This window comes from Bradyrhizobium vignae, assembly GCF_004114425.1.
Lineage (GTDB): Bacteria > Pseudomonadota > Alphaproteobacteria > Rhizobiales > Xanthobacteraceae > Bradyrhizobium > Bradyrhizobium vignae.
Map to the genome: position 1 here is coordinate 21457 of NZ_RDQF01000004.1, position 19846 is coordinate 41302.

The 19846-nt window shown below is 64.5% G+C and carries 21 protein-coding genes and 1 pseudogene; 15 read left to right on the plus strand and 7 right to left on the minus strand.

Annotation, left to right across the window (positions count from 1 at the left end; genetic code table 11):
* Positions 1-2 precede the first annotated feature (2 nt).
* Both EAV90_RS04345 and EAV90_RS04350 read left to right on the plus strand, forming a co-directional pair.
* Entirely contained in the window at positions 3-1772 is a 1770-nt protein-coding gene (locus tag EAV90_RS04345; RefSeq protein WP_122405798.1) for a branched-chain amino acid ABC transporter ATP-binding protein/permease, read from the plus strand.
* Positions 1769-2500 (plus strand): ABC transporter ATP-binding protein, encoded by a 732-nt coding sequence (locus tag EAV90_RS04350; protein WP_129142683.1) that lies wholly within the window; start codon positions 1769-1771, stop codon positions 2498-2500. Before EAV90_RS04345 ends, EAV90_RS04350 begins: the two co-directional genes overlap by 4 nt.
* A gap of 53 nt (positions 2501-2553) precedes the next feature.
* Here the strand turns inward: EAV90_RS04350 and EAV90_RS04355 are convergent, their stop codons facing one another.
* Complete coding sequence (locus EAV90_RS04355) at positions 2554-3186, minus strand: pyridoxamine 5'-phosphate oxidase family protein (RefSeq protein WP_129142684.1); 633 nt, start codon at positions 3184-3186, stop codon at positions 2554-2556.
* Positions 3187-3306: 120 nt separating this feature from the next.
* On the opposite strand from EAV90_RS04355, the gene EAV90_RS04360 reads away from it, so the two are divergent.
* On the plus strand, positions 3307-4191 hold the full coding sequence (locus EAV90_RS04360) for a LysR family transcriptional regulator (protein ID WP_129142685.1): 885 nt from the start codon (positions 3307-3309) through the stop codon (positions 4189-4191).
* Positions 4192-4244: 53 nt separating this feature from the next.
* Here the strand turns inward: EAV90_RS04360 and EAV90_RS04365 are convergent.
* Together EAV90_RS04365 and pobA are read right to left on the minus strand one after the other, a co-directional pair.
* Positions 4245-4664 (minus strand): annotated as a pseudogene (locus tag EAV90_RS04365) (PaaI family thioesterase).
* Between the two features lie 255 nt (positions 4665-4919).
* Positions 4920-6089 carry a 4-hydroxybenzoate 3-monooxygenase gene (gene pobA / locus EAV90_RS04375; protein WP_129142686.1) on the minus strand — a complete coding sequence of 390 codons (1170 nt, stop codon included), beginning with the start codon at positions 6087-6089 and terminating at the stop codon, positions 4920-4922.
* 264 nt (positions 6090-6353) lie between these two features.
* On the opposite strand from pobA, the gene EAV90_RS04380 reads away from it, so the two are divergent.
* From EAV90_RS04380 to EAV90_RS04425, 10 genes are all read left to right on the plus strand, one after another.
* Positions 6354-7370: a TRAP transporter substrate-binding protein gene (locus EAV90_RS04380; RefSeq protein WP_129142687.1), complete on the plus strand. Its 1017-nt coding sequence runs from the start codon at positions 6354-6356 to the stop codon at positions 7368-7370.
* 203 nt (positions 7371-7573) lie between these two features.
* The gene (locus EAV90_RS04385) at positions 7574-8083 is read left to right on the plus strand and encodes a TRAP transporter small permease (protein ID WP_122405805.1); all 510 of its coding nucleotides are present in this window, start codon (positions 7574-7576) and stop codon (positions 8081-8083) included.
* Positions 8084-8085: 2 nt separating this feature from the next.
* Positions 8086-9405 carry a TRAP transporter large permease gene (locus EAV90_RS04390; RefSeq protein WP_129142688.1) on the plus strand — a complete coding sequence of 440 codons (1320 nt, stop codon included), beginning with the start codon at positions 8086-8088 and terminating at the stop codon, positions 9403-9405.
* A gap of 106 nt (positions 9406-9511) precedes the next feature.
* A complete protein-coding gene (locus EAV90_RS04395; RefSeq protein WP_129142689.1) occupies positions 9512-9970 on the plus strand; it encodes a DUF3237 domain-containing protein in 459 nt (152 codons plus the stop codon).
* A gap of 305 nt (positions 9971-10275) precedes the next feature.
* A complete protein-coding gene (locus tag EAV90_RS04400; protein WP_122405808.1) occupies positions 10276-10956 on the plus strand; it encodes a DUF2270 domain-containing protein in 681 nt (226 codons plus the stop codon).
* 132 nt (positions 10957-11088) lie between these two features.
* Positions 11089-11898, plus strand: coding sequence for a crotonase/enoyl-CoA hydratase family protein (locus EAV90_RS04405; protein WP_122405809.1), 810 nt, complete (start codon positions 11089-11091; stop codon positions 11896-11898).
* On the plus strand, positions 11895-13778 hold the full coding sequence (locus EAV90_RS04410) for a feruloyl-CoA synthase (protein WP_129142690.1): 1884 nt from the start codon (positions 11895-11897) through the stop codon (positions 13776-13778). Before EAV90_RS04405 ends, EAV90_RS04410 begins: the two co-directional genes overlap by 4 nt.
* A 25-nt stretch (positions 13779-13803) precedes the next feature.
* On the plus strand, positions 13804-14565 hold the full coding sequence (locus tag EAV90_RS04415; protein ID WP_129142691.1) for an SDR family NAD(P)-dependent oxidoreductase: 762 nt from the start codon (positions 13804-13806) through the stop codon (positions 14563-14565).
* A 22-nt stretch (positions 14566-14587) separates the two neighbouring features.
* Complete coding sequence (locus EAV90_RS04420; RefSeq protein ID WP_129142692.1) at positions 14588-15007, plus strand: acyl-CoA thioesterase; 420 nt, start codon at positions 14588-14590, stop codon at positions 15005-15007.
* A gap of 78 nt (positions 15008-15085) precedes the next feature.
* Positions 15086-16237 (plus strand): ABC transporter substrate-binding protein, encoded by a 1152-nt coding sequence (locus EAV90_RS04425; RefSeq protein WP_122405813.1) that lies wholly within the window; start codon positions 15086-15088, stop codon positions 16235-16237.
* A 158-nt stretch (positions 16238-16395) separates the two neighbouring features.
* Here EAV90_RS04425 and EAV90_RS04430 read toward each other — a convergent pair whose 3' ends face one another.
* Both EAV90_RS04430 and EAV90_RS04435 read right to left on the minus strand, forming a co-directional pair.
* Complete coding sequence (locus EAV90_RS04430; protein ID WP_129142693.1) at positions 16396-17124, minus strand: glutathione S-transferase family protein; 729 nt, start codon at positions 17122-17124, stop codon at positions 16396-16398.
* A 35-nt stretch (positions 17125-17159) separates the two neighbouring features.
* Positions 17160-17435, minus strand: coding sequence for a hypothetical protein (locus tag EAV90_RS04435; protein WP_129142694.1), 276 nt, complete (start codon positions 17433-17435; stop codon positions 17160-17162).
* A gap of 127 nt (positions 17436-17562) precedes the next feature.
* Between EAV90_RS04435 and EAV90_RS04440 the strand changes: the two genes are divergently transcribed.
* Positions 17563-18261, plus strand: coding sequence for a helix-turn-helix transcriptional regulator (locus EAV90_RS04440; RefSeq protein WP_122405816.1), 699 nt, complete (start codon positions 17563-17565; stop codon positions 18259-18261).
* A gap of 5 nt (positions 18262-18266) precedes the next feature.
* Positions 18267-18581, plus strand: coding sequence for a YkgJ family cysteine cluster protein (locus tag EAV90_RS04445; protein ID WP_164936773.1), 315 nt, complete (start codon positions 18267-18269; stop codon positions 18579-18581).
* Here the strand turns inward: EAV90_RS04445 and EAV90_RS39280 are convergent.
* Positions 18578-18976, minus strand: a complete 399-nt coding sequence (locus tag EAV90_RS39280; protein WP_162500465.1) for a hypothetical protein — start codon at positions 18974-18976, stop codon at positions 18578-18580. The two genes, EAV90_RS04445 and EAV90_RS39280, sit on opposite strands and share 4 nt — an antisense overlap.
* A gap of 241 nt (positions 18977-19217) precedes the next feature.
* Positions 19218-19565, minus strand: a complete 348-nt coding sequence (locus EAV90_RS04455) for a DUF3307 domain-containing protein (RefSeq protein ID WP_174221653.1) — start codon at positions 19563-19565, stop codon at positions 19218-19220.
* Positions 19566-19846: the final 281 nt, after the last annotated feature.

Below are 19846 nucleotides of genomic sequence, written 5' to 3' on the forward strand. Positions count from 1 at the left end.
GCATGCAGAGCCGGCTTCCCATTCTCGTTTTTGCAGCTCTCATGGCGGCGATCCCGTTCGTCCCCGGCATGCCGCCGTTCTGGATCGTGCTGCTCGACAATATCGGTCTCGCGGCGCTGGTCGCGATGGGTCTCGTGCTGCTGACCGGCGTCGGCGGCCTCACCTCGTTCGGGCAAGCCGCCTTCGTCGGCTTCGGCGCCTACACCACCGCGGTGCTGTCGACGGCCTACGGCCTGTCGCCGTGGCTGACGCTGCCGCTGTCGCTCGTGGTCAGCGGATCGCTGGCGGTGCTGCTCGGGTTGATCACGGTCCGCCTCTCCGGCCATTATCTGCCGCTCGGCACGCTCGCCTGGGGGCTTGGCCTGTTCTATCTCTTCAGCAAGCTGGAATTCTTAGGGAGAAACGACGGCATCTCGGCCATCCCGCCGCTGTCGATCGGTGCGTTCAAGATGCTCTCGCCCGGCTCGATCTACTACGCGATCTGGGTCGCGGTGATCGTCTCGGCGCTGCTGACGATGAACCTGCTGGACTCCCGCACCGGCCGCGCCATTCGCGCGCTCAGGCGCGGCCATGTCGCGGCCGAGGCGTTCGGCGTGCACACGCCGCGGGCCAAGCTCCTGGTGTTCATCCATGCCGCGGTGCTCGCGGGGCTTTCGGGGTGGCTCTACGCGCATCTTCAGCGCGCGGTGAACCCGACGCCGTTCGGCGCACAGGCCGGCATCGAATATCTCTTCATCGCGGTGGTCGGCGGCGCCGGGTATGTCTGGGGCGGCGTGCTCGGCGCGGCGATCGTCGTGGTGCTGAAAGAGGTGCTGCAAAGCTATCTGCCGCTGATCCTGCCCGGCTCCGGCCAGGTCGAGACCATCGTGTTCGGCATCATGCTGGTGGCGCTGCTGCAGCTCGCGCCCGGCGGCCTGTGGCCCTGGCTGATATCGTTCCTGCCCGAGCGCACGGGTGGCAGGAAGCCTGACACCTCGCTGAAGCTGGAACATCGCGCCCGCACGGTTGGCGAGTCCGGCGTCCTGCTTCAGGTGGAGAAAGCGCGAAAACAGTTCGGCGGCGTGGTCGCGGTCAACAACGTCTCCTTCGACGTCCAGGCCCGCGAGATCGTCGCGCTGATCGGTCCGAACGGCGCCGGCAAGAGCACGACGTTCAACCTGATCACCGGCGTGCTGTCGGCGACATCGGGCTCGATCTCGGTGCTCGGCAGGAAGGTTGACAACGCGCCGCCGCAGGAGATCGTCAAGCTCGGCATCAGCAGGACCTTCCAGCACGTCAAGCTGGTCCCCGACATGACCGTGCTGGAGAACGTCGCGATCGGCGCGCATCTGCGCGGCCATTCCGGTCCGATCTCCTCGATGCTGCGGCTCGACCGCGCTGATGAGGCCAAGCTGCTCGCGGAAGCCGCGCGCCAGATCGAGCGCGTCGGCCTCGCCGAGCAGATGCACCAGCTTGCCGGCAGCCTCTCGCTCGGCCAGCAGCGCATCGTCGAGATCGCCCGCGCGTTGTGTGTCGATCCGATGCTGCTGTTGCTCGACGAGCCGGCCGCGGGCCTCCGCCACATGGAGAAGCAGCGCCTCGCAACGCTGCTTCGTGACTTGCGTGACGGCGGGATGAGCGTGCTGCTGGTCGAGCACGACATGGGTTTTGTGATGAACCTCGCCGACCGCATCGTGGTGCTCGATTTCGGCACCAAGATCGCCGAGGGCACGCCCGCCACGATCAAGACCAATCCCGAAGTGATCAAGGCCTATCTCGGAGTGGCGGCATGAGCGCGCTGTTGTCCGTCACCGATGCGCATGTCGCCTATGGCAAGGTCGAGGCCGTGCGCTCGGTCTCGCTCGAGGTCGGCACCAACGAGATCGTCACCATCGTCGGCGCCAATGGCGCCGGCAAGACCACGCTGTTGTCGGCCATCATGGGCATCCTGCCGCTGAAGGGCCGCGTCACCTTTGCCGGCCAGGATCTCGCCCGGCTCGACATCGAGGACCGCGTCGCGATGGGCCTCGGTCTCGTCCCGGAGCACCGCGAATTGTTCGTGACCATGAATGTCGAGGACAATCTCGAGCTGGGCGCCTTCCGCATCGAGCGGAGCCGGGCGAGGTCCTCGATCGAGCGGATCTATGCGCTGTTTCCGCGGCTCAAGGAGCGCCGCAAGCAGCTCGCCGGCACCTTGTCCGGCGGCGAGCAGCAGATGCTCGCGATGGGCCGGGCGCTGATGGGCGAGCCGAAGCTCTTGATGCTGGATGAACCGAGCCTCGGCCTCGCGCCGATCATCGTCGCCGACATCTTCCGCATCGTCACCGAGCTGCGCGCCAGCGGCGTTTCCGTGCTGCTGGTCGAGCAGAACGCCCAGGCCGCACTGAAGATCGCGGACCAGGCCTATGTGATGGAGCTCGGCGAGTTCGTGCTCAGCGGCAAGGCCAGCGACATCGCCGCGAACGAGCGCGTGGCGGCGAGCTATCTCGGCTTCCAGCACGAGGGCACGAGCGTGTTGTGACTCTTACCCTCCCCTGGAGGGGCCCTGGAGGGGGAGGGTAAGTAAGCACGGCGTTACGACGCTCCCGTCCCCTTCTCCCCCTTCAGCGCCGCGACCTCCGCCTCAAGCTCCGCGATCCGCTGGTCTCTTGCCGCCAAAGCCGCCGCGACATCGGCGGCATCGAACTTCTGCGGGATGTGCTGCGGGCAGTTGGTGTCCCAGGCGGCGATCTTGAACAGGATGACCTGCTCCGGCCGCGCGCGATAGCCCTTCGGCATCAGCGACGTGGTCAACGCTTCGTCGTCCTCGACGACGCGCGCCTCGCCCCAGATCTTCACGCGGCGGCGATGGGCGTAGTCCATCACGAAGATATAGGCCTTGGGATTCTCCGAGAGATTGCCCTGGGTGATGAACTGGCGGTTGCCGGCATAGTCGGCGAATGCCAGCGTCTGCTTGTCCAGCACCTTGAGAAAGCCCTTGGGCCCGCCGCGGTGCTGGATATAGGGCTGGCCCTCGGCTGAGGCGGTGGCGAAGTAGAAGCTGTTGGCGTCGGCCAGGAACGCGGCGAGGTTATCGTCGACCTCGGTGCGCCAGCCACGCTGCTCGCTATCCGCATAGGCCTCACGCGAGCCCTTGCGGGCCTGGATCGCCTTCACCGCCGGCGAGAAGGCGACGTCGCTGGCATAGGTGTGGGCTGCGGTGGTCATCGGAACCTCTCCTAAAATTCCGGCGCATCTCTGCGTCTTCGTCGATCAAGATGGAGCTTCCGCCGACTAGAACAATCTAGCCGCTTGACACTTCATCATTGCGGCATATGCAATAATGCCATGGACCGCCTCGACGCCATGCACGTCTTCGTCACTGTCGCCGATCTGCGCGGCTTTGCGCCGGCGGCACGCAAGCTGCGCCTGTCGCCGTCGGTGGTGACACGGATGATCGCGGCGCTGGAGGAGCATCTCGGCGCCCGCCTGCTGCAGCGGACCACGCGCCAAGTGACGCTGACCGACGTCGGCGCGCGCTACCTGGAGCGCGCGCGGCGCATCCTCGCCGATGTCGAGGAGGCCGACGGCTCGGCGCGGCAGGAGCGCAACCGGCCGACTGGGCGATTGGTTGTGTCGGCGCCGGTCGGCTTCGGCCGGCTGCATGTCGGGCCGGTCATGACCGCCTATCTCAAACGCTACCCTGAGGTCGCCGCCGAGCTCAGGCTCTCCGATCACCTGGTCAATCTCGTGGAAGACGCCGTCGATGCCGCGGTGCGGATCGGCCATCTCGCCGATTCCTCGCTGGTGGCGCGCCAGGTCGGCGAGATGCGGCGGATCGTGGTGGCCGCGCCCAGCTATCTGAAGCGCCATGGCGAGCCGAAGACGCCGGAGGCGCTGCGCGAACATCAGACCATCCAGTTCGGCCCGTCCGCCAGCTGGCACTTCGTGCAGGACGGCCGCGACATCGAGGTGACGCCGTCGCCGCGCTTCACCAGCAACAGCGCCGACGCCGCCCTGCAATATGCCGAGGCCGGCGGCGGCGTGACGCGGGTGCTGGCCTATCAGGCGGCCGAGGGGCTGAAGCGCGGGCGCTTGAAGGTCGTGCTGGCGAAATACGAACAGCCGGCGCTGCCGATCCACATCGTCTATCCAACCTCGCGCCTGCTCTCGGCCAAGGTGCGCGCGTTCATCGATCTCGTGGTGGAGACGGCGGAGTGGCGGTTTGGGTAAGGCGTGTCCCGGACAAGCGCGCAGCGGCGCAGAGTCGGGACACGAGAGCGCGGCTACCCCTTCTTCGGCACGACGCGAAACGTGCCGCTGGCGCGCGCGATCACGGCGTCGTCGGCCTTGATCAGGCACTGCGCGAAGCAGATCGTATTGCCGGTCTTGATTGCGTCGCCCTCGACCGCGAGCCACTGGCCGATCTCGGCCGCGCCGACATAGTCGACCGAGAGCGAGATGGTGACGAAGGACGTCGTCCAGTTCGTCGCGTGGGCGCAGCTGTAGCCCATGGCGGCGTCTGCAAGCGCCGCGATCAGCCCACCATGGATCAGTCCGCGCGCGTTGGTGTGCGGCATTGCCAGGCGCAGCCCCACCGTGACGCCTTTCTCGGTCTTCTTCGAATAGAGCGGCTCCTAGGGATCGGTGAGCGGCGCCTTGCGGAAATGCGGCTCGAAGCCGGCGGGGATGTCAGTGGAGGTCATGGCTGTCTCGCGTGTCGTTGGCTGCCGCCATTGAACGCGATGTGAATGACGGTTTCACCGCCTACAAAGTTTTAAACGGGATTTGCGCGTGTGTTTGAAATGGGCGACGCTGTCGCAAAATCTCAAGACTGTCATCACCCGCGAAAGCGGGTGATCCAGTATTCCAGAGGCGGCGCGTCGACACCGAGAGGCCGCGGCGTACTGGATGCCCCGATCAAGCCGGGACATGACACCTATTGTGGGGCGGGCACCGTCTCAAAACGGCAGTCCCACGTAGTTCTCCGACAGCGAAGTCATCGCGGCCTTGGACTGCGTGACATAGTCGAGCTCGGCGAGCTGGATGCGGGCGCCGATGGTGCCGGTGTCGGGGAATTTGTGCAGCATCGAGGTCATCCACCACGAGAAGCGCACGGCTTTCCAGACGCGGGCCAGCGCCTTGGTGGAATAGGCGTCGATGCCGGCGCTGGATTTCTCGTCGTAGAACTCGCGCAAGGCGCTCGACAGATAATGCGCGTCGCTGGCGGCGAGATTCAATCCCTTTGCGCCGGTCGGCGGCACGATGTGGGCGGCATCGCCACACAGGAACATTTTGCCGAAGCGCATCGGCTCGGCGACGAAGCTGCGCAAGGGCGCGATGCTCTTCTCGATCGAGGGTCCCGTGACCAGGCTATCGGCCGCCTCCTGATCGAGCCGGCGTCTCAATTCGTCCCAGAAGCGGTCGTCCGGCCATTGATCGACATGATCGTCGAGCGCGCACTGCACATAGTAGCGGCTGCGTTTGGTCGAGCGCATGGTGCACAGCGCAAAGCCGCGGGCGTGGTTGGAGTAGATCAGCTCATGGCTGACCGGCGGCGTGTCCGAGAGGATGCCGAGCCAGCCGAACGGATAGACCCGCTCGAATTCTTCGATGGCCGAAGACGGCACGCTGGCGCGGCTGACGCCGTGGAAGCCATCGCAGCCGGCGATGAAATCGCAATCGAGCGTATGGGTGACGCCGTCCTTGACGTAGGTCACGCGCGGGTGACTGCCGTCGAAATCATGCGGCTGCACGTCCTTGGCCTCATAGACCGAGACGAGACCCGCAGCCTTCCGCGCATTCATCAGGTCGCGCGTGACCTCGGTCTGGCCGTAGATCATCACCGTCTTGCCGGTCGCGCCCTTCATGTCGATGCGGTGACGGCTGCCGGAAAAGGCGAGCTCGATGCCTTCATGCACCAGGCCTTCGGCATGGGCCCGCGCCCCAGCGCCGACCTGATCGAGCAGTGCGACGGTTCCTTCTTCCAGGAGACCTGCGCGAATGCGGCCGAGCACATAGTCCGGGCTCTGCCGCTCCAGGATGACGTTGTCTATGCCGTATGTGTGCAGAAGTTGCCCAAGCAACAATCCGGCCGGCCCGGCCCCGATGATTGCGACTTTTGTCCGCAATACTTGCTCCTCCCGATGCTGTAGGCTTCGTCGCGGCCTGCTTGTGGCGAAGGCCCGCAGACGATAATTATATCATATAACGGTCTGGCAAAAGGGGAGCGTTCGTCGTCCGAGCAGCGACAAACCCATGCAACATGGCTGACGTAGATGGCGCGGCAAGGCGCGCGTCAGTTCCGGCTTGAACGTGCCGGGCGATTAGATAACATGTTAATTAACGAGACCGGGCCATCGAAGCCCGCCGTCGAAAACAGGGAGAGACGCGTGATGAAAAAAGCCTGTCTGGCGTTGCTGCTGGCAGCAAGCGTGAGCCCAGCGCTCGCGCAGGACAAGACCTTCGACCTGAAGGTCTCGCACTGGGTGCCGGCGTCGCACCCGCTGCAGAAATCGCTGGAAGACTGGGTGGCCGCGGTGAACAAGGATTCCGGCGGGACCATTACCGGCAAGGTGTTTCCGGCCCAGCAGCTCGGTAAGGCGTTCGACCATTACGACATGGCGCGCGACGGCATCGCCGACGTCACCTACGTCAATCCCGGCTACCAGCCCGGCCGCTTCCCGATCATCGGCGCCGGGGAATTGCCGTTCCTGATCTCGGACGCCAAGGGCGGCTCGATGGGACTGGACGCCTGGTATCGCAAATATGCCGAGAAGGAGATGAAGGACGTCAAATACTGCCTCGCCTTCGTCCATTCGCCCTCCTCGTTCCATTCCCGCACCAAGAAGATCGTCAACCCCGAGGACGTGAAGGGCATGAAGATCCGCCCCGCCCACGCTACCATGGCGAACTTCGTGACCTCGCTCGGCGGCACCAACGTGCAATCCTCGGCGCCCGAGGTCCGCGACATCATCGAGCGCGGCGTCGCCGACGGCGTCACCTTCCCCTGGGGTTCCCTCGTGCTGTTCGGCATCGACAAGGTGACGAAGTACGACATGGAGGCGCCGCTCTACACCACGACCTTCGTGTTCGTGATCAACAAGGACAAGTACAATGCGATGTCCGACAAGCAGAAGGCCGCGATCGACAAGAACTGCTCGATCGAGATGGCGGGCGCGGTCGGCGAGCACTGGGGCAAGTTCGAGGATGCCGGCATCGACAAGGTGAAGGCGGAATCCGGCCACGAGGTCTACAAGCTGACGGCTGAGCAGACCGCCGCCTGGAAGAAGGCCGCCGAACCGCTGGTCAAGACCTGGGGCGAGGGCGCCAAGAAGGCCGGCGCCGATCCCGACGCGGCGCTGGCGGATCTGAAGGCTTCGCTGAAAAAGTACAACGCGCTCGCGGAGTGAGGCGATGGCAGGCTCTCTCTCCCCATCTCCCCGTTCTTACGGGGAGAAGGTTGGGGTGAGGGGCTGCTTCCGCAAAGTTGCTGACAGATAGACTCGCGGAGAGTCCCCCTCACCCGGAATTCGCGCTGCGCGCGAATTCGGGGAGAGGCGAAATGCGCAGCGAGACCTGAGCCCAAAATGACGCCACTCGATAGGACCACCCCATGAAGCGCGCCTGGATGGATCGCGTGATCGACTCGATCGAATGGATCGCGGCCGGCTTCGTCGGCCTCGTCGCGCTCGACATCTTCCTGTCGGTGCTGTTGCGCAACACGCTGAACTATTCGATCCCCGACAGCTTCGACATCGGCCGCATGCTGCTCGGCATCCTCATTTTCTGGGGCATCGCGGCGACCTCCTATCGCGGAACCCACATCACGGTCGACCTCGTCTGGGGCAATGTCGGTCCGCGCTACCAGCGCTGGATCGACGTGTTCGCGACACTGGTGCTGCTGTTCGTCGTCACCGTGCAGACCTGGACGCTGTTCGACAAGGTGCGCGGCACCTACAACGACAATGTCCAGACCTTCGACATGCACATGCCGACCTGGCCGTTCTTCGCGGTCGCCTGGATCGGCGACGTCTCCGCCGTGCTGCTGATCGCGATCCGCACCTACCGGCTGATCTTCCACCCCGAAGAGATGCACGACCCCAAGATCAAGGCGACGGAGTAACCATGAGCACCGATGCCGTCGCCGCTATCGGCTTCGTTTCCTTATTTCTCCTGATGCTGCTGCGCGTGCCCGTCGGCATGGCCATGGGCCTCGTCGGCGTCTCCGGCTTCTCCTATCTGGTCGGCGCGACGCCGGCGCTGAAACTGGTCGGCCAGACCTCGATGCGGACCGTGACCGACTACACCTTCGGCGTCATTCCGATGTTCCTGCTGATGGGCTCGTTCGTCTCCCATTCCGGCATGAGCCGCGAGCTGTTCCGCGCCGCCAACGGTTTCGTCGGACATCTGCGCGGCGGGCTCGGCATTGCCACGGTCGGCGCCTGCGGCGGCTTTGCCGCGATCTGCGGCTCATCCGTTGCGACCGCCGCGACCTTCTCCGCCGTCGCCTACCCGGAGATGCGCCGCTTCGGCTATCCGCAATCGTTTGCCACCGGCGTGATCGCGGCAGGCGGCACGCTGGGCGCGATGCTGCCGCCCTCCACCGTGCTTGCGGTCTACGGCATCATCACCGAGCAGGACATCGGAAAGCTGTTCATCGCCGGCATCATCCCGGGCCTCTTGGCGATGACCATGTACATGATCACGATTTTCCTGATCGGCTATTTCAGGCCCGACTTCCTGCCCAAGGGGAAGGTGACGCCATGGCGCGAGCGCTTTGCCGGGTTGAAGGAGATCTGGGCGCCGGTGCTGCTGTTCGTCTTCGTCATCGGCGGCCTCTATGGCCTGCCGTTCCTGCCGCGCTTCACGCCGACGGAAGCCGGCGGCGTCGGCGCCACCGGCGCCTTCATCATCGGCGTGCTGACCGGCCGGCTCGACCGCGAAAAGGTGCTGGCCTCGCTGCTGCAGGCGACGCGCACTGCGGCCGCGGTGTTCACCGTGCTGATCGGCGCGCTGATCTTCGGCTATTTCCTCACGGTGACCCAGACGCCGCAGAAGGTCACTGAATTCCTCACTGGGCTCGGCCTCGGACCCTACGGCGTGCTGGCGCTGATCATGGTGATGTATCTCGTGCTCGGCTGCCTGATGGACGCCATGGCGATGATCATCCTCACCGTGCCGATCATCTTCCCCGTGATCATGCATCTCGGCTTCGACCCGATCTGGTTCGGCGTCATCATCGTGATGACGGTCGAGCTCGGCCTGATCCATCCGCCGGTCGGCATGAACGTCTTCGTCATCAAAAGCGTGGTGAAGGACGTCTCGTTCTCCACCATCTTCAAGGGCGTGATCCCGTTCGTGGCGACGGATCTCGTGCGCCTCGTGATCCTGATCGCCTTCCCGCTGCTGGCGACCTGGCTGCCGACGCGCATGATGGCGCATTGACGTTTTGAGGCTGGACAGTCGCCACAACGGCGGTGAGCCCCCTCGCCCCGCTTGCGGGGAGAGGCGAAGACGCCGGCGCCTTCTGACATGACAGTTGGAGTGATCGATGACCCCCACTCTCGAGACCAAATACGTATTCACCATCACAGCGCGCATCGGCGACGTCATCACCGCCGGCGAGACCGGCATCGGCGTTCGTCGCATCATCCCGATCATCGGCGGCGAGGTGACGGGCACCGTCATCGGGAAGGTGATGCCGTTCGGCGCGGACTTCCAGACAATCCGTCCCAACGAGCTGATCGATCTGGAGGCGAAATACGCCTTCGAGACTGACGATGGCGCAATCGTCTATGTAGAGAACAAGGGCATGCGCTTCGGACCGGTCGAGTTGTTGCAGAAGCTGAAGCACGGCGAGCCGGTCGATCCGAAGCTGATCTACTTCCGCACCGTACCGAAATTCGAGACGGGTCACGAGATGTATCGCTGGCTGATGCAGCACATCTTCGTGGCCTCCGCCGCGCGCCATGCGGACCGCGTGGTGATCGACGTGCATCAGGTGATGTGAGGGAGTCCGTGCGTCCCTTGGACGGCCAACGAAGTTGGCCCGCAGGCATTCAATTTCCTGCAACCGGTAGTGGCAATACCTCAACTGCGCACAGGGGGCGCGGGTACCAGCCGGCGGCTAGCTACCCTGCGCCTCCAAGCATTTCGAGGGAGCGCTGTCCGGCACAACGAGTGAAACGCACCGCGAGAAGGCAGACGTGCGCCCGACGCGACGTGAAAGTCGGATCGCAATCCGCCTTTGACCCAGGGCTCGGCTGGTTTCAGGATGGTCCGGCGCAAGGTTGCGCAGACCAGGGGAGTGCCACCATGTCCCTCATGGCTTCCAGCGGCTCGAGCCCGCAGCACCGCTTCGATCCTGCCGAAATGGGCGCTATTGCCCACCTCTACCGCGGCGAGGTCTATCGCTCGACCATCTGGCGAACGCGGCTCGACAACACGACCAACTGGGCGATCGTCACGATGGGGATCGCGCTGTCAACGACTTTTTCGACCCCGGGAGCATCGCCACTGCCGATGGTGCTCGTCGGCCTGCTGGTCGCCGTGTTCCTCGCCATGGAGGCGCGGCGCTATCGCTATTTCAACGTTTGGCGGGCTCGCGCGCGCTGGCTGGAGAAGAATTTCTACGCCCCGATGTTCACGGGCGAAGCACACGACGATACCTGGCAGGCCATTCTCGCGCGCGACTACACCGCACCCCGTCACCACATCTCATTCGTCCGCGCCGCAGGACGGCGGCTGCGTCGCAACTATGTTTGGATCCTCGTCATCCAGGCGGTCGCCTATTACGGCAAGATCGCCATCCATCCGACGCCGGCCGCGAACCTGGCGGAGTTCGTCGATCGTGCCGCCGTCGGACCGCTTCCCGGCGGGATCGTCCTCATCATGGGCTTTGCCTACGATTTCGGCTGGCTGGCGTTTGCACTCGGCACGCTGTGGCTCGACCAGCGCGAGCACGGCGCCAAGGGCGACGGAGTGGCGATGGGCTAGCGACGGGGTGTTGCGACCACAGACGCGGCGCGGCCGTCGCCACTGTCCTCGCCCTCTTGGGCAGGGAACCCTGTCCCATATTGACTCCTCCAAAATTCGTTATACAACATAACTATTCTGACAAGGACGCAAATGACACAGGGAAACGCCGAGACCGCGAACGCGGGCGCCTCCGGGCTACTCCGGATCGAGCGGGCAGACCGGGTTCTGACCGTGGGTCTGAACCGGCCCGCCAAGCGCAATGCGCTCAATGACGGCATCATCCTGGAAATCGGCGAGTGTTTCGCGAACCTGCCCGAGGACATCGGCGCGGTCGTCATCCACGGCATCGGCGACCATTTCTCCAGCGGTCTCGACCTGTCCGAATTGACCGAGCATGACGCCACGGGCGGCCTGCTCCATTCCCAGATGTGGCATAGGGTGTTCGACCGCATCCAGTACAGCCGCGTGCCCGTCATCGCGGCGCTCAGGGGCGCGGTGATCGGCGGCGGGCTGGAGCTTGCCTGCGCAGCGCATATCCGCGTCGCCGAGCCCTCGACCTATTTCGCGCTGCCGGAGGGACAGCGCGGCATCTTCGTCGGTGGCGGCGGCTCGGTGCGGCTGCCGCGGCTGATTGGCGTCGCCAGGATGATGGACATGATGCTGACGGGCCGCGTCTATAGCGCGACCGAAGGCGCGTCCTACGGCTTCGCGCAATACCTGACCGAGGCCGGCCACGGGCTCGGCAAGGCGCTGGAGCTCGCGACCAAGGTTGCGTCCAACGCGCCGTTGACGAATTTCGCCGTGCTCCAGGCGTTGCCGATGATCGCCGAGGCCAATCCGCAGACCGGCCTGTTGATGGAGTCGCTGATGGCGACCGTCGCGCAGAGCGATAAAGAGGCAAAGCGCAGGATCCGCGAATTCCTCGAGCACAAGACCGCAAAGGTGAAGCCGAAGTCATGAGCGCGCAGCCGTCCTCTTCCAGCATGGAGCGCGGCGCGAGCACTTTCCCGCTGCGGCCGATCTCGTTCGGCGATCCCGTCGTCAACATCGAGCGGCGTGAAGACGGCACGATCTATCTCAGGCCCAAGCAGCCGCTCGGCGACTATCCGGTCCGCATCACCGATCGCCTGCATCACTGGGCCACGACCACGCCGGACCGCGTCTTCATGGCCGAGCGTGAAGGCGGCCGCGGCTGGCGCAAGATCACCTATGCCGAGCTGCTCACCGCGAGCCGGCACATTGCCTCCGCGTTGATCCAGCGCGGCCTGTCGGCGGAGCGGCCGGTCGTGATCCTCTCCGGCAATTCGATCGACCACGCGCTGCTGGCTTTCGGCGCTTTGTACGCAGGCGTTCCGTTCTGCCCGGTGTCGCCGGCCTATTCGCTGGTGTCGAAGGATTACGGCAAGCTATCTTACCTGATGAAGCTGCTGACGCCGGGCCTCGTCTTCGCCGCGGACGCCGACAAGTTCGCCGATGCGCTTGCCGCCAACGTCTCGCTCGGCACCGAGATCGCCGCGTCCTACGGCAGCGTGCCGGGCCGCGACGTCACCCTGCTTGCCGACCTCATGGCCGCGCCGATCCGCGGCGACCTCGACGACGTCCATAGCAGGATCGGCCCCGACACGATCGCAAAATTCCTGCTGACCTCGGGCTCGACGGGCAATCCCAAGGCCGTCATCAACACGCAGCGCATGATCTGCGCCAATCAGGTGATGCTGCGCGAAACGCTCGCCTTCCTCAAGGACGAGCCGCCCGTCATCATCGATTGGCTGCCGTGGAATCACACCTTTGGCGGCAACCACAATATCGGGCTGACGCTCTACAATGGCGGCTCGATGTATCTGGACGCCGGCAAACCGGTGCCCGGCGGCATCGAGGAGACCGTGCGCAATCTCCAGGAGATTTCGCCGACGGTCTATTTCAACGTGCCCAAGGGCTACGAATCGCTGCTGCCCTATTTGCGCAAGGACCAGGGGCTGCGCGCAAAGTTCTTCGACCGGCTGCACGCGATGTTCTTCTCGGGCGCCGCGTTGTCGCCGTTCGTCTGGAACAGTCTCGACGAGCTCGCGGTGAAGGAGAAGGGCTATCGCGTGCCGATGCTGACCGGCCTTGGCGCCACCGAGACAGCACCGTTCTTCATGTCGGTCAATCCGCGCACCAGCCGCTCCGGTCATGTCGGACTCCCGGTGTCGGGCAACGAGGCCAAGCTGGTGCCCAACAACGGCAAGCTTGAGGTGCGCGCCAAGGGGCCGAACGTGATGCCGGGGTACTGGCGCCAGCCCGACATCACCGCAAAATCCTTCGACGAGGAAGGATTTTACAAGATGGGCGACGCGCTCAAGCCCGCCGACCCGAATGATCTCAACGCCGGCTTCGACTTCGACGGACGCGTCAGCGAGGATTTCAAGCTGGCGAGCGGCACCTGGGTCAGCGTCGGCCCCTTGCGCGCGCGCTTCGTTGCGGCCTGCGCGCCCTTGGTGCGCGACGTCGTCATCGCCGGCATCAACCGCGACGAGATCTGCGCGCTGGTCGTGCTCGATCTCGACGGCTGCCGCCTGATCAACCCGACGCTGCCGGCCGACGATCTGGTCGTCGCGACGCGCGACCGGCTGGTTCGCGAGGCTTTCCGCGAGCGCCTGACCATTTTCCTCAGCCAGGCCACGGGCTCCTCGACCCGGATCACGCGCGCGATCCTGATGGACACGCCGCTGTCGATCGACAAGGGCGAGGTCACCGACAAGGGCTCGATCAACCAGCGCGCCGTGCTGGAACATCGCACCGCATTGATCGACGAGCTCTACGCTGCCAATCCGTCGGACCGTGTGATATCGGTCCCCTGAGAAATCATCGCCAAAGGAGAACGCCATGTTGTTGAAGGATCAGGCAGCCATCGTCACCGGCGGCGCATCAGGGCTTGGCGCGGCCACCGCGCGAAAGCTGGCAGCGCAGGGCGCCAAGGTCGCGGTGTGCGATCTCAATACCAAGCTTGCCGAAACGGTTGCGGCCGAGGTCGAGGGCGTGCCCGTGACCTGCGACGTCTCCGATGCCGCGTCCGCTGAAGCCGCGATCGCGCAGGCGACGAAGGCCCACGGCCCGGCGCGCGTGCTGGTCAACTGCGCTGGCATCGGCGTGGCAAAACGCGTCGTTGGCCGTGACGGTCCGATGGCGCTTTCAGACTTCGACAAGGTGATCAAGGTCAATCTGATCGGCACCTTCAACATGCTGCGCCTCGCCGCGGCCGAGATGTCCAAGCTGGAGCCGCAGGCGAGCGGCGAGCGCGGCGTCATCATCAACACCGCCTCCGTGGCGGCCTATGACGGCCAGATCGGCCAGTCCGCCTATTCGGCGTCCAAGGGCGGCATCGTCGGCATGACGCTGCCGATCGCGCGCGAGCTCGCGCAGTTCGGCATTCGCGTGCTGACGATTGCGCCCGGCCTGTTCCTGACGCCGCTGCTCGCCAACCTGCCGCAGGAAGCCCAGGACTCGCTCGCTGCCGCGATCCCCTTCCCGCGCCGGCTCGGCAATGCCGACGAGTTCGCCGCACTCGCCCTGCACATGGTCGAGAATGCCTATCTGAACGGCGAAGTGGTGCGCCTCGACGGCTCGCTGCGCATGGCGCCGAAGTAAATTCGTGACGTAAGGCACCGCCATGTTCGTGAACCGGCGCGAGGTCCAGATCCAGTGGGGTGATTGCGACCCTGCCAACATCGTCTATTACCCGCGCTATTTCGCGATGTTCGACGATTCGACCTCGACCCTGTTCGAGGTCGCCGGCTTCTCCAAGCAGGACCTGGTCCGCAAGTACGGCCTGGTGGGCATTCCCATGGTCGACACGCGGGCCAAGTTCTACATCCCCTCGACCTATGGCGACTGGATCACCATCGAAACCAGAATCGAGAGCATCAAGCGCTCGAGCTTCGAGGTGAAGCACGACGTCTACAAGGACGAGGCGCTGGCGATCGAGGGGTTCGAGACCCGCGTCCTGGTCGGCCGCGATCCTGCCAACCCCGACAAGCTGAAATCGGCACCGTTTCCGCCGGAGATGGTCGCCAAATTCACGGGACGCTAAATCGCCGCATCACCAAAAGAGGGGGCTGAATTGCCCCCCGATTTCTGCTTTCAAGGAACGACGTCAAGGGAGGAATAGATGAAACGCTTTTATTTGACCGCTGCCATCACCGCGGCCGCACTGGCGCTGCCGGCACTGCCTGCGCTGGCCCAGACCAGCGAAATCACGATCGGCATCACCACCACCACGACCGGCCCGGGCGCGGCGCTTGGCATTCCCGAGCGCAACGCGCTGGAATTCGTGCCCAAGGAGATCGGCGGCGTGCCGCTGAAGGTGATCGTGCTCGACGACGGCGGCGATCCCACCACCGCGACCACCAACGCCCGGCGCTTCGTGACCGAATCCAAGGCCGACATCATCATGGGCTCGGCGCTGACGCCGCCGACGATCGCGGTCTCCAACGTCGCCAACGAAGCCGGCATCCCGCACTTTGGTCTGGCACCCTTCCCGATCACGCCGGAGCGCATGAAGTGGTCGGTGGCAATGCCGCAGCCGATTCCGATCGTGGGCAAGGTTCTGTACGACCACATGAAAGCCAAGGGTGTGAAGACGCTCGGCTATATCGGCTATTCGGACTCCTACGGCGACCTCTGGTTCAACGACCTCAAGGCGCAGGCGGTGCCGATGGGCATGACCATCGTCGACGAGGAGCGCTTCGCCCGTCCTGACACTTCGGTGACCGGACAGGTGCTAAAGCTCGTCGCGGCCAATCCCGACGCCATCCTGGTCGGCGCCTCCGGCACCGCCGCCGCGCTGCCGCAGACCGAGCTGCGCGAGCGCGGCTATCAGGGCCTGATCTACCAGACCCATGGCGCGGCCAGCATGGACTTCATCCGCATCGCCGGCAAAGCGGCCGAGGGCGTGCTGATGGCCTCGGGCCCTGTGATGGACCCCGAAGATCAGCCGGACGAAGCTGCCACCAAGAAGCCGGGCCTCGCGCTCAACTCGGCCTATGAAGCCAAGTACGGTCCGAACAGCCGCAGCCAGTTCGCCGGCCATTCCTACGATGCATTCGAGATCCTGAAGCGCGTGATCCCCACGGCGCTGAAAACCGCAAAACCCGGAACGCCGGAATTCCGCGAAGCGATTCGCCAGGCACTGCTTTCCGAGAAGGAGCTTGCAGCGAGTCAAGGCGTCTACAACTTCACCGAAAAGGACCGCTACGGCCTCGACGAGCGCTCGCGCATCCTGCTGACGGTGAAGAACGGCAAGTACTCGCTGGTGAAGTAGGCAGAGCGACAGTTTGAGACGACGAGAGCCGGCCCATTGGGCCGGCTCTTTTGTTTTTCTTCGGGATCAAATTGCCACCTGGGTCGTCATGCCCGGGCTTGTCCCGGCCATGACGATGTGGGGAGTTCAGCGCTTCACGAATAACCGACTTGCAAGCGCTAAGCCGCCTGCCGCAGCGGGGTCCAGGCGAACTCCGGATAGTAATCGTCCATCATGCGGTCGACATACGCCGTGAGGTTTGGAAATCCCTCGGCCCGCTGCCGCAGTCCAGATTCGAAGAATGGCGTCAAGATCCCGGCGAGTGCGCCGAAGGCGGTGGCGTCGACGCCGCAGGGCTTGTTGCCCATCAGATACGCCTTGTCGCCGAGCTGCACCGACAGCGCGAACAGCGAGCGCACGGCGAGATCGACGTCGTCATCGGGCGCATGGCGGCCGAGGCCGGAGAGCAGATAGTTCTCGGCGACGCGGAACTGTGCGTCCTCGCGGAGTTTTTCGCGGCTGTGCTCCGGCGCACCGTCGAAGAAATGCGCAGGGCCCTTGGCGAAGTTGACCGGATCCACCCAGCGGGCGCCGACCAGCGCCCAGTAGACGTGATGCTCGATCATGCGCTCGAACGCCCAAGCCTGCGCACGCTCCTGCAACGAGAGGCCGGCATCGAAATCGAAGCCGTAGCGGCGCTCGATGTGGGCGCGGATGAAGGTGGAATCGGCCACCGCCTCGCCGCCGTCGTCGATGAAAGGCAGCTGCCCCTTGGGCGAAGCCGGCGGCATTGCCCGCTCCTTCCGGTATGGCAGCCCCGCCATCTTGAGCTGCACCTCCGTCTTGGTGACGAAGGGGCTGATTTCCGGCAGGCCGAAGCCAGCGCCAAAGCCGTAAAGCGTGATCATGCGAGCTCTCCTGAACCTGTCGAACGAGAAGGAACCTAGCGGTCTGCTGCTGCCACCATGGTGGCAGCAGCCGTGATATCTTCTGCAAAGCGGGCCCCTCGCCAGGCGAGCCCCATGAAATGGCGGACCAGCGCATCCGCGGCATGAACCAGCGAACGCGTCACGGCGGTCGCGAGCGCAAGGCGGAGGTCGACAATGGTGAAATCGAGCGAAACGAGGCGGCTGAATGCCCAAGCCTGCCACGCCTGCACCTGGAAAGGCTGGCTCCGCCACAACGGGCCGGCCGGGCCGGAATGGGTTGAAATGATCATGGACAAATCCTCTTCAGTCGATGTGTTGCCCCGGTATAGAACTCACCTGCTGCCAACATTCTGTCAGCAGCCGCACGCCGCCTTCTGAGAAAGACCACCGAGAAAAAGCAGCGATAAGAGACCTGTCATGAGACGCGCCGACCGGCTGTTTCAAATCATCCAGGTGCTGAGGCGCACGCGTAAGCCGCTGACGGCGGACGCGATCGCAGCCGAGCTCGAGACCTCGAAGCGCACCATCTATCGCGACATCGCAACCCTGATCGGCCAGCGCGTGCCGATCCGCGGCGAGGCCGGGATGGGTTACATCCTGGAAAAGGGTTTTGACCTCCCGCCGCTCATGCTGACACCCGACGAGATCGAGGCGGCGGTGCTGGGTGCGCAATGGGTCGCAGGCCACGCCGACTCCGCTCTGGCGCGCGCGGCCGAAGACTTGATGGCCAAGATCGCCGACACCGTGCCTGAGCGCCTGCGGCCCTTCGTGCTGGAGCCGGCGAGCCGGGCGCGGCCGAGCTGGAACAGGGAGCCGGACCGCCTGGACATGGCGCGCACCCGCACTCATATCCACGAAGGCAAGAAGATCATGCTGCGCTATCGCGACGAGCAAGGCCGCCCCAGCGAGCGCGTGATCTGGCCGATTTCGGTCGGCTATCTCGAAGCGGTGCGGCTGCTGGCAGCCTGGTGCGAGCTGCGCGGCGACTTCCGCAGCTTCCGCACCGATCGCGTGGTCGAGGCGACCTATCTCGACGAGAAATATCCGGAGCGGCGCGACGTGCTGCGCGCAAGATGGCGGCAGAGCCTGGTCTGGGGTCCGCCAAAGGATACGTGAGGACGATGGAAGAGATCGACCCGTCGAGCTGTTGCCAGGGTTGCGGCGCCTGCTGCAGCTATTCGGAGAACTGGCCGCGCTTCTCGATCGAGAGCGACGAGGAGCTTGCCGCGATTCCCGACGCGCTGGTCAACGCGCGCCAATCCGGCATGCGCTGCGAGGGTGATCGCTGCGCGGCCTTGCAGGGGGAAATCGGAAAAGCGACGGCCTGCGGCATCTATGAAGTGCGGCCGGACGTGTGCCGCACCTGCATGCCGGGCGATGCCGAATGCGCGATGGCGCGGCGGAAGTTCGGGTTGCCGATGATAGAGGCCGTTTAGGCCGGAACGGCTTCGCTGATCTCGTCGTCGAGCTCGTCATCGAGCGGTGCGAGCACCGAGAGCGGTTTGGTCGACAGCGTGATCGGCTTGCGCCCGCCCGACAGCGACGATGAGGATTTCGCCGTGCCTTCGCGCGACAGCGTGTAGAGCGTCGAGCCGACGCGGCCGCCGTTCTCGATCAGGTCGCGCTCGCTGCAGCTTGCTGCGATCGCGACCGCCAGCGAGTGCAGATGGCTGCGGCGGTAGCAGAACAGCGCCAGCCTGGCGCGAACATCAGGGGAAACACTCTCAACCAGCCTCGGCAGGCCGCTCTCGCTGGCGCGATACATCTCGCCAAGGAGCTCGTCGCGGACCGGGCAGAAATCGCCTTCAAAGGTGTCGCGGCTTGAAAACATTGCAGTTCTCCCTCGTGTGCGGAAGATGCAGCGCAATTCTCTAACGAAAGGTTAACCACGCCGGGCGGCAGTCGTCCGGGGTAGTTTCGCGTGACCCGCGAATCAGGAGGGGGGGCTTTGCTGATTGCCGTCATTCCGGGGATCGCGAAGCGAGAACCCGGAATCTCGAGATTCTCTCAGGAGCGCAATTGCGCTCCATCGTTCGGTCCTGCGGACCGCCCCCGGAATGACTGCGCAGCCCTCAGTTCGCCGCCATGAAGATGGAGAGGCCGAAGCCGGTCAGGTGATGCAGCGCCTGGTCGACGCCGATCAGGGTCCAGAACCAGGGATGCGCGAGGTCGACGCCGAAATTGGCGGAGACGAATCCCTTGGCGCGGTCGATCGTGATGTGGATCGCGAAATCAATGAAGGCCACGAACCAGAATTTTGGCGCCACGATCACGATCAGGGGCAGCGCAACGGCAAGGTGGACCAGGCAGTGCACCAGAAGCGGCAGGGCCCAGCCATGCTTCTGGTCCTTGCCGTGCGCCATCCAGGCGGTTTGGAGAACGAAATCGGCAATGATGTGCTTGAAGGTGAGCAGCAACATCCAGCCAATGAGCGCTTCAACCGGAATCGCCGATAACATGGTTGGAAACGACAAGCTGACGCCCTCATTGACGTGACGAGAAGAATTGGAGCGTTCAGCGCGACTTCTTCTTGGACCGGTCAAATCGCCGGGACGCGTGATTTATGACATCTCCCACGGCGGAATGCAGCCGGGTGGAACCGGAAAATCGCCAACTGTGGCTAACTGGTGATAGGATGACCAATAGCCGCGGCCACATCGGGTAAGGTTACCCTCCGGCTCGAAATTTGCATTCCGCTAGC